This window comes from Actinoplanes sp. NPDC004185 (genome assembly GCF_053603475.1).
Window position 1 is genome coordinate 1 of the sequence record NZ_JBSGFR010000098.1, and the last position, 9873, is coordinate 9873.

The window sequence follows — 9873 nt, forward strand, 5'->3', positions numbered from 1 at the left end:
GGCGGCCAGCCGGTCGGGCGGGACCGCGGCGAGCACCGCGCGGCCGCCGTGCGAGCCGACCCAGGCCATCCACTGCTCGATCCCGGCGAAGCGGCTCACCTGGGTGAACTCGGTGATCCCGACCCGCGACCAGGCGCTCAGGGCGGCGCGCAGCGACGCCTCGGAGCCGAACATGCCGGGTGCCTGCTCCCGCCGCCGCGGCGTCGCGGTGTGCGCGGCCAGCGCCTTCATGGCGCGCTCGTAGCGCGGGTCGAACTGGGCGAACGAGCTGAACGCCAGCCGGCCAGCGGGCCGCAGCAGCTCCCGGTAGGCCGCCACCGCGGCCGGCGGATCCGGGAGGAAGAACAGCACCAGCCCGGCCGTGACGACGTCGAAGGTGCCCGGCTCGAACGCCGGTCGCTGCGCGTCGCCCACCTGCACCGTCACGCCCGGAAGGTGCGCGGTCGACGCCGCGGTCAGCTCGACCATCGACGGCGCCAGGTCGATGCCGACGACCCGGCCCGCAGGGCCGGCCGCGGCGGCGGCACTCAGCAGCACCGCGCCCCGTCCACAACCGACGTCGAGGACGTGCTCGCCGGGCCGGACAGCGGCGCGGCGCACCAGCTCGGCGCCCATCGGCGTGAAGAAGTCGACGCCCACGCTGTCGTAGCTCGCGGCCGCCGCGTCGAAGGTCCCGATCATGCCGGGCAGTTCAGGAGGCTCGCTCAGTTCAGAAGGCATAGCGGATCCGACAATACGGGGTCCGGGCGGCGATCAGGTCGGTCAGGGCGGCCACGTAGCGTCCCTTGTCGCCGGTGCGGTAGCGCACGTTCAGGGCGCCGTTCTCCGAGCGCTTCACCTGCTGCAGCTCCGGACGCCAGAGCAGCTCCTCGGCCTTGGGATGCCAGCCCAGGTTGACCTCGTGCAGGTCCTTGTTGTGGGTCAGGAAGATGACCTCGGCGGCGAGCTGGGCCTTGGCCTCCGGGCCGATGCCCGCGTCGAGCTGGTCGAGCAGGACCGCCCAGTCCTCGAGCCAGCCGTCGCGCACCACGACCGGGCTGAAGTTGACGTGCACCTCGTAGCCGGCCGCGACGAAGTCGTCGATCGCGGCGATCCGCTCGGCCACCGGGCTGGTGCGGATGTCGAGCAGCTTGGCGTCGCGCGCCGGCATCAGCGAGAAACGGATCCTGGTGCGGCCCTGCGGATCCCACTCCAGCAGATCACGGTTGACGTGCTTGGTGGCGAAGCTGGCCTTGGCCGTGGGCAGCCAGCGGAACAGCTCGACCAGGTCCCGCACGTTGTCGCTGATCCGGGCGTCGAGCGAGCAGTCCGAGTTCTCGCCGATGTCGTAGACCCAGGCGTGCGGATCGCACTCGTTCGGCGCCGGCTTCACGCCCTGGCGGCTCACGTGGCGCTGCACGTACCCCTGGATCTTGTCGATGTTGGCGAAGACGGTGATGGGGTTGCTGTAGCCCTTGCGGCGCGGGACGTAGCAGTAGGCGCACGCCATCGCGCAGCCGTTGGCCGTGGACGGGGCGATGAAGTCCGCCGAGCGGCCGTTGGGGCGGGCGGCCAGCGACTTCTTGACGCCCAGGACCAGCGCCTCGCGCTTGATCCGGACCCAGCGGTCGACATTGGTCTCGTCGCCGTACAGCTCGGGGATGCGGTGGTGGCTCTCCACCTCGACGCGTTCCGCCTCCGGGAAGCGCGCCAGGATCTCCTTGCCGCGGGGCAGGGCGGCGGCCTCCGGCTCGACGTAGATACGGCGAATGTCCAGCAGAGCACTCATATGACGGGCACCGGGCTTTCGACGGGGGCGGCGGTGGCGCGGGCGCGGCGGCCGGTGGTGGCCAGGCCCAGGGCGAGGACGGCCAGGCCGCAGCCGAACAGGATCCACCAGCCGGTGCGGCTCGCCCCGGCGAACTGCTGTGCCGTCGCGCCGCTGAGGCCGGACACCACCGCGGCGCCGACGACGGCCACACCGAGCGCGGCACCGACCTGACGGCTGGTCGAGGCGATCGCCGCGGCCACACCCGCCTGGGCGCGGGGCATGCCGGAGACCGCCGTGTTGGTGATCGGCGCGTTCACCATGCCGAAGCCGAAACCGAACATCGCGTACGCGGTGAACAGCAGCCAGACCGGGGTGTCCGCGGTGAGCCGGGTGAGCGGCAGCATCGCCAGCGCGATCGCCGAGCCGGCCAGGATCAGCGGCAGCCGGGGCCCGCGGGCGCCGACCATGCGGCCCGACAGCGGCGCGATCACCGCGGTCAGCGCCGCCATCGGCAACGTGTACAGGCCGGCTTGCAACGCCGACAGGCTGCGCACCTCCTGCAGATACAGTGAGTTGAGGAACAGGAAGCCGCCGAGCGCGCCGAAGGCGCAGACCGCGATGACGGTCGCCCCGGCGAACGGCACGCTGCGGAAGAACCGCAGATCCAGCAGCGGCTCGGTGCGGCGCGACTCGTACGCCAGCAGCGAGGCCAGCGCCACGGCCCCCAGCACGAAGCATCCCACGATCAGCGGCGAGCCCCAGCCGGCGTTCGGGCCCTCGATGATGCCGAACGTGACCGAGGCCAGCACGAGCAGCACGAGCACCTGACCCACCGGGTCGATGCGCCGCGGGTGCGCGGCCCGCGACTCGGGCACGTAGAGCGCGGCCAGCACGATCGCGGCCACCCCGACCGGCACGTTGATCCAGAAGATCGAGCGCCAGCCCAGCCCGGCGACCAGCACCCCGCCCAGCACCGGCCCCAGCGCCATGCTCAGGCCGACCACCCCGCCCCAGACGCCGATGGCCCGGGCGCGCTCGCGAGGCTCGGTGAACGTGTTCGTGATGATCGACATGGCGACCGGGTTCAGCATCGAGCCGCCCACCGCCTGCACCATCCGGAACACGATCAGCCAGCCCAGCCCCGGCGCCACACTGCACAGCAAGGACCCGGCGGTGAACAGCGCCAGCCCGGTCTGGAACGTGCGCCGCCGGCCCACCCGGTCGGCGGTCGAGCCGGACAGGATCAGCAGACTCGCCAGCACCAGCGTGTACGCGTCCAGCACCCACTGCAACGAGGAGACGGACGCGTCCAGATCGGCCCGCAACGAGGGCAGCGCGATGTTCACGATCGTGACGTCCAGCCCGACGATGAACAGGCTCAGGCAGCAGATCGCGAGCACCAGCTGGCGGCGGCGGTGACTGAGCTCGGGCATCGGATCCTTTCTACCCCCTCGGGCGGCCCGGTCCGGTCAGCCCGGCGGGACGGCGTGACACACTTCATCCGGCTGTGCGGCGTCAGGGTCGGAGGGACCATGCGGAACAGCGAGACGGGGCTCGATCAGCAGCGCATCGTGCAGGCCGCGGTGCGGTTCATCGACGAGCGTGGCCTGCGGGAGCTGACCATGCGGCGCCTCGGGGCGTTCCTCGGGGTCGAGGGCATGGCGCTGTACCGCCACCTGCCCGGCCGGGAGGCGTTGCTGGACGCGGTGGTCGAGTCCGTCGTGGACGAGTTGTACGCCGATCCCGACCTCGGGCTCGACGCGCCGGCCGGATGGGTCGACTATCTGCAGCGGCTGGCCCACGGGCTGCGCCGGATCGCGCTGGCCCACCCCGAGGTGTTCCCGCTGGTGGCCACCCGCCCGCCGGCGGCGCCCTGGGTGCGGCCCCCGCTGCGCAGCCTGCGCGGCATCGAGTCGCTGCTGGAGGTCATGACCGCGGCCGGCTTCTCCGACGCGGACGCCGCGGCGGTGTACCGGGCGTTCAGCAGCTTCCTGCTCGGCCATCTGCTGCTGGAGGTCTCGGCCATGGGGGTCGAGACGGGCCCGGTCGAGGAGCCCGAGGTGCCGCCGGTGCACGACCTGAGCCCCTATCCCGTGCTGCGCCGCCTCGAACCGCACCTGTCGGAGGATCACTCCGCCGAGGACTTCGAGGAGGCTCTCGAGACGCTGCTCGACCGCGTCGCGCTGATGCTGCCCGCCCGGCCGCAGGGACGGGCGCGGGCGGTACCCCGGAATGGCGCTCACTAACGTCCTGAGCGGTGCCTGAAAGAATTAAAGATCGCCTGTTTATGCGGTAAACAGCCGGGCAAGTTGGCCAGCGTAAGGATGTCGGACCGCGGCGCTGAGCAGCGGCTTCGATGATCGTTCCCCCGCAGGCACCTTCCCCCCGGAGCCAGTCATGAACAGTCCCCGAAATGCGCGCGATGACGGTGCGGCGCGGTATTCCCGCGACGACTCCGGCGCTCATGCCGACTCGGCCGGTGACTCCGGAGCGACGGCGGTCACCAGTGAGCGGCATGCCGTGCTCCAGCGTGAGAAGGAGCGCTACGGCGGCATCAAGTGGGGCTCGGCCTTCTTCGGCTGGCTCACCGCGACCGGCACGGCGATCCTGCTGACGGCCCTGCTGGCCGCGGCCGGCACCGCGGTGGGCGTGGCCAACGACACGGACGCCGGTCAGGCGGCCGACCAGGCGGCGGACAATGCCGGCACGGTCAGCATCGTCGGCGGCATCGCGCTGCTCGTGGTGCTCCTGATCGCGTACTACTGCGGCGGCTACGTCGCGGGCCGGATGGCCCGGCTCAGCGGGGCCAAGCAGGGGATCGGCGTCTGGATCTGGTCCATCGTCATCGCGGTGGTGGTGGCCGTCGCCGGCGCACTGGCCGGCGCCAAGTTCGACATCCTGGCCAAGCTGGGCGGCTTCCCGCGCCTGCCGATCAATGAGGGCGACGTCACCACCGGCGGCATCATCGCCATCGTGGTGGCCGTCGTGGCGGCCCTCGCCGGCGCGATCCTCGGCGGTCTCGCGGGCATGCGCTACCACCGCAAGGTCGACAAGGCGGGCCTCGGGCTCTGAGCGCCCGCCGCACCTGACCTCACTCACCGCACCACACCGTAATACCGCAAACCGGGGCCGGCCGGACGATCGGTCGTGCCCACCCACCGGAAAGGAACCACCATGCTCACCCAGAACGACACCCAGAAGCTGCTCGGATCCGACGTCTACGAGACCGACGGCACCAAGATCGGGTCGGCGGCCGACGTCTACCTCGACGCGCAGACCGGCAACCCCGAGTGGGTCTCGGTCAAGACCGGCCTGTTCGGCACCAAGCAGAGCTTCGTGCCGCTGGAGGGGGCCAACCTCGAGGGCGACCGCATCATCGTCACCTTCAGCAAGGACCAGGTGAAGGACGCCCCGCGGATCGACCCCGACGGCCGGCTCAGCCCGGCCGAGGAGGACGAGCTCTACCGCTACTACGGCCTCTCGTCGACCGGCGGCAACCTCGACCGGGACGGTGACGGCTACACCGACACCACGACCACGACCCGCACGTCGGGCACCACGACGAACACCACCGGCACCGCGTACGACAGCAGCGACGACCGTGGTGACACGTCCGGCCGCGACACCGACGACGCCATGACCCGCTCCGAGGAGCGCCTGGTTGCGGGCACCCGTACCGAGGAGGCCGGCCGGGCCCGCCTGCGCAAGTACGTCGTGACCGAGCAGGAGCAGGTCACCGTGCCGGTCAGCCGCGAGGAAGTACGCCTGGAGCGCGAGCCGATCACGGACGCCAACCGCGGCGCGGCCCTCGACGGCCCGGCCATCTCCGAGGAGGAGCACGAGGTCACGCTGCACGCCGAGCGTCCGGTGGTCGACACCGAGGCCGTGCCGGTGGAGCGCGTGCGCCTGGGCAAGGAGACCGTCACCGACACCGAGCGCGTCTCCGGTGAGGTCCGCAAGGAGCAGATCGAGTTCGACGACGAGACCAGCGGCCGCAACCGCCGCTGACCTTTACCATTCGGCGCCCCCCGGATCTTGTGATCCGGGGGGTGTCGTGGTGTGTCGTGCCCCGCATCGGATCCAGGGTTCGAGGCACGGCAGAGTGGGAAGCCATGCGCGGAGCGTCCGCAGGTGTTGAGGAGAGACATGAAGATCTGGCCCGGTTCGCCGTACCCGCTGGGGGCCACCTACGACGGCGGAGGGACCAACTTCGCGCTCTTCTCCGAGATCGCCGACCGGGTGGAGCTGTGCCTGTTCGACGACGATGGCACCGAGACGCGCATCGACCTGCCCGAGCGTGAGGCCCTGGTGTGGCACGGCTACCTGCCGCGGGTCGTGCCCGGTCAGCGGTACGGCTACCGCGTGCACGGCCCGTACGACCCGGCCACCGGGCGGCGCTGCAACCCGTCGAAGCTGCTGCTCGACCCGTACGCCAAGGCGATCGACGGGCACCACGAGTGGAACAACGCGCTGTTCTCCTACACCTTCGGCAACCCGGGCGAGGTCAACTACGAGGACTCGGCGCCGTACGCGATGCGCTCGGTGGTGATCAACCCGTTCTTCGACTGGGCCAACGACCGGCCGCTGAAGATCCCGTTCCACCAGACGGTGATCTACGAGGCGCACGTCAAGGGCATGACCCAGAGTCACCCGGGGATCCCCGAGGACGTCCGGGGCACCTACTCGGGCCTGGCCCACCCGACGATGATCAAGCATTTCAAGGAACTCGGGGTCACCGCCGTCGAGCTGATGCCGGTGCACCAGTTCGTGCACGACAGCACCCTGGTCGACAAGGGTCTGCGCAACTACTGGGGTTACAACACCATCGGCTTCTTCGCCCCGCACAACGACTACGCCAGCTTCGGCGGGCACGGCGGGCAGGTGCAGGAGTTCAAGTCGATGGTCAAGGCCCTGCACGCGGCCGGCATCGAGGTCATCCTGGACGTGGTCTACAACCACACCGCCGAGGGCAACCACCTCGGGCCGACGCTGTCGTTCCGCGGCATCGACAACCCGGCCTACTACCGGCTCGTCGACGACGACAAGCAGTACTACTACGACACCACCGGCACCGGTAACAGCCTCAACGTGCGCCACCACGAGTCGCTGCGGCTCATCATGGACTCGCTGCGCTACTGGGTGACCGACATGCACGTCGACGGTTTCCGCTTCGACCTGGCCTCCGCCCTGGCCCGGGAGTTCCACGAGGTGAACCGGCTGGCCGCGTTCTTCGACCTGGTCAACCAGGACCCGGTGGTCAGCCAGGTCAAGCTGATCGCCGAGCCCTGGGACGTGGGCGACGGCGGCTACCAGGTCGGTGGCTTCCCGCCGCTGTGGACCGAGTGGAACGGCAAGTACCGCGACACCGTCCGCGACTTCTGGCGCGGCGAGCCGGGCAGCCTGGGCGAGTTCGCCTCCCGCTTCACCGGCTCCTCCGACCTGTACGAGATCGACGGCCGCCGCCCGATCGCGTCCATCAACTTCGTCACCGCGCACGACGGCTTCACCCTCAACGACCTGGTGTCGTACAACGAGAAGCACAACGAGGCCAACGGCGAGGACAACCGCGACGGCGAGAGCCACAACCGGTCGTGGAACTGCGGTGTCGAGGGCCCGACCGAGGACGCCGAGGTGGTCAAGCTGCGCGAACGGCAGAAGCGCAACTTCCTCACCACGCTGGTGCTGTCGCAGGGCGTGCCGATGATCGCTCACGGCGACGAGCTGGGCCGCACCCAGCACGGCAACAACAACGTGTACGCCCAGGACAGCGAGCTCAGCTGGGTCGACTGGGAAGACGCCCGGATGCACGACGTGCAGACCCGCTTCACCGCGTCGCTGACCAAGCTGCGCGCGGACCACCCGATCTTCCGCCGCCGCCGCTTCTTCACCGGCGAACCGGCCGGCGACTCCAAGGTGCCGGACATCGCCTGGCTGCGCCGCGACGGCGAGCCGATGACCGAGCCGGACTGGAACACCCGGTCGGGCATGACGATGACCGTGTTCCTCAACGGCCACGGCATCCCGGAACGCGGCGCGCTGGGCGAGGAGATCATCGACGACTCGTTCCTGGTGCTGTTCAACCCGCTCGCCGAGGGGGTGACGTTCACGCTGCCGCCGCGCTCCTACGGCCGTACCTGGGAGACCGTGGTCGACACGGCCGACCCGCTGCTGGCGGCCCGGCGCCGCACGACGAAGGCGGGCGGCCAGCGCAACGTCGAGGGCCACACCATGGTCGTGCTGCGCTGCCGCTACTGAAACCGGTTGCGGGCTACGGCACGCTGAGGCCGTGTCCGGGATCGCGCTGAGCCACCGCTTCTACGAGCACGCCGTCCGCCCGCTGCTGGGCGGACGGCGGCACGCCGCGGCCCTGCTCGGTGAGGGCTCCGAGGTCCTCGGCCTCGACGACGCGGTTTCCACCAGGTCGAGGTGACGACCGCCGCTGCCTTCTTCGCACGGCGGCTGGGTGTCGATCCGGCAGGCGGCCTGGACGTGGCGGCCTGGCTGCTGACCCCGACGCAGACCCTGGCGACGCTGACCGCCGGGGCGGTGTTCCACGACCCGGACGGCGAACTGACCCGCCGCCGCGAGGCGCTGCGCTGGTATCCGGCCGACGTGTGGCGCTACGCCCTGGCGGCCGGCTGGCTGCGGGTCGCGCAGGAGGAGGCCTTCGTGGGCCGGGCCGGGGCCGTCGGTGACGACCTGGGCTCACGGCTGGTCGCCGCCCGGCTGGTCCGCGAGCTGGTGCGGCTGGCGTTCCTGATCGAGCGCCGCTGGGCTCCGTACCCGAAATGGCTCGGCAGCTGCTTCACCCGCCTCGACCTGGCGGCGACGGCCGGCCCGGCGCCGGCGTCCGCGACCGCCGCGGCCGACTGGCGGGACCGGGAGGCGGCGCTGGTCACGGCCGCGGGGGTGCTGGCCACAGCGACCAACGACCTCGGGCTGGCCGCACCGGTCGACCCGGCGCCGCGCAGGTACTACACGCGCGACATCCGGGTGCTGTTCGCCGACCGGCTGACGGTGGCGTTGACGGCGGCGATCAGCGAGCCGCAGGTCCGGGGGCTGGTCGACCGGCTGGGCGGACGCCGGGGCGGCCCGATCGGGACCCTGCCGGGCACGATCGACCAGGTGACCGACTCGACGGAGATCCTCGGCGACCCGGTCCGCTGCCGGCGGGCGGGGCCGCTGCTCGGTCTCGGCGCTCCTTAACGAGCCCCGAAAGCCTGGTCGATCTCGTCCCCGGTCAGGCCGCGGGCGCGGAACGTCGTGGTGCCGCTCTCCAGCAGCTCGCGGGCCGCGTCGCGCAGGCCGCCGTACGCGGCCCAGGTCAGCGCGCCGCCGGTCGAGACCCGCCGCACCCCGAGCTCACTCAGCTCGGCGACCGTAGGCGTGCCCGGCAGCGCCAGCACGTTGACCGGCGCTGACACCGACTGCACAAGCCGGCCGATGTCCGCCGGGCTCCGCAGGCCGGGTGCGTACACCACGTCGGCGCCCGCCTCGCGGTAGGCGCGCAACCGGGCGATCGTGTCGTCCAGGTCGTCGTGACCGTACAGGTGGTTCTCGGCCCGGGCCGTCAGCACGATGCCGTGCCGGACGCACGCCTGCGCGGCCGCGGCGACGCGCGCGGCGCCGGCCTCCAGCGTCTCCACCCGGGCCGCCGCCGGGTCGTAGTCCTCGATCGAGATGCCGGCCGCGCCCGCGTCGGCCAGCAGGTCCACCGTCTCGGCGATGCCCGCCGGGGTGTCGGCGAAGCAGCGTTCGGCGTCGACGTTGAGCGGGATCCCCACCGCGGCGGTGACCGCCGCGACGTGCGCCACCAGTTCGCCCCGGGTGACCTGCTGGTCGAGCTTGCCCAGGCTCGCCGCGAGGCCGGACGACGTGGTGGCCAGCGCCGCGAAGCCCAGGCTCTCCAGCAGCCGGGCCGAGCCGGCGTCCCACGGGTTCGGCAGCAGGAAGGTGCCGGACGCGTGCAGTGCCCGGAAACGATCGCGGAGATCCGTCATGTGAGCAGCCTAGAGACCGCGGCCCGGCCCCGCGGGGCCGGGCCGCGGCGTCCTCTGATCGGGGCGAAAGGCTTCAAACCCCGGTTGTACGCACCCACGGAGGTGTTTGAGGGCGCGTTGCTG

The 9873-nt window shown here is 71.5% G+C and carries 10 protein-coding genes; 6 read left to right on the forward strand and 4 right to left on the reverse strand.

The annotated features are described in order from the left end of the window. The 3 genes from ACWEOZ_RS43615 to ACWEOZ_RS43625 all read right to left on the reverse strand — a co-directional run. Nucleotides 1-720 (reverse strand): class I SAM-dependent methyltransferase (locus tag ACWEOZ_RS43615; protein WP_451916554.1); only part of this gene is annotated, 720 nt, incomplete at its 3' end. Continuing rightward, nucleotides 710-1768, reverse strand: coding sequence for a spore photoproduct lyase family protein (locus ACWEOZ_RS43620; RefSeq protein ID WP_451916555.1), 1059 nt, complete (start codon nt 1766-1768; stop codon nt 710-712). The genes ACWEOZ_RS43615 and ACWEOZ_RS43620, both read right to left, overlap by 11 nt. Then, nucleotides 1765-3183, reverse strand: coding sequence for a DHA2 family efflux MFS transporter permease subunit (locus tag ACWEOZ_RS43625; protein WP_451916556.1), 1419 nt, complete (start codon nt 3181-3183; stop codon nt 1765-1767). The genes ACWEOZ_RS43620 and ACWEOZ_RS43625 overlap by 4 nt, the downstream gene beginning before the upstream one ends. A gap of 99 nt (nt 3184-3282) precedes the next feature. Between ACWEOZ_RS43625 and ACWEOZ_RS43630 the strand changes: the two genes are divergently transcribed. The 6 genes from ACWEOZ_RS43630 to ACWEOZ_RS43655 all read left to right on the forward strand — a co-directional run bounded on the left by ACWEOZ_RS43630 (nt 3283) and on the right by ACWEOZ_RS43655 (nt 8956). Further along, entirely contained in the window at nt 3283-3996 is a 714-nt protein-coding gene (locus ACWEOZ_RS43630) for a TetR/AcrR family transcriptional regulator C-terminal domain-containing protein (RefSeq protein WP_451916557.1), read from the forward strand. Nucleotides 3997-4147: 151 nt separating this feature from the next. Then, complete coding sequence (locus ACWEOZ_RS43635) at nt 4148-4822, forward strand: hypothetical protein (RefSeq protein WP_451916558.1); 675 nt, start codon at nt 4148-4150, stop codon at nt 4820-4822. Between the two features lie 102 nt (nt 4823-4924). Then, nucleotides 4925-5758 carry a DUF2382 domain-containing protein gene (locus ACWEOZ_RS43640; protein ID WP_451916559.1) on the forward strand — a complete coding sequence of 278 codons (834 nt, stop codon included), beginning with the start codon at nt 4925-4927 and terminating at the stop codon, nt 5756-5758. Nucleotides 5759-5896: 138 nt separating this feature from the next. Then, nucleotides 5897-8005, forward strand: coding sequence for a glycogen debranching protein GlgX (glgX, locus tag ACWEOZ_RS43645; RefSeq protein ID WP_451916560.1), 2109 nt, complete (start codon nt 5897-5899; stop codon nt 8003-8005). Between the two features lie 31 nt (nt 8006-8036). Then, nucleotides 8037-8180 (forward strand): hypothetical protein, encoded by a 144-nt coding sequence (locus tag ACWEOZ_RS43650; protein WP_451916561.1) that lies wholly within the window; start codon nt 8037-8039, stop codon nt 8178-8180. Beyond that, nucleotides 8177-8956, forward strand: coding sequence for a DUF4037 domain-containing protein (locus ACWEOZ_RS43655; protein WP_451916562.1), 780 nt, complete (start codon nt 8177-8179; stop codon nt 8954-8956). Before ACWEOZ_RS43650 ends, ACWEOZ_RS43655 begins: the two co-directional genes overlap by 4 nt. On the opposite strand, the gene ACWEOZ_RS43660 is transcribed toward ACWEOZ_RS43655, so the two are convergent. Further along, nucleotides 8953-9750: an isocitrate lyase/PEP mutase family protein gene (locus ACWEOZ_RS43660; RefSeq protein WP_451916563.1), complete on the reverse strand. Its 798-nt coding sequence runs from the start codon at nt 9748-9750 to the stop codon at nt 8953-8955. The genes ACWEOZ_RS43655 and ACWEOZ_RS43660 overlap by 4 nt on opposite strands. Nucleotides 9751-9873: the final 123 nt, after the last annotated feature.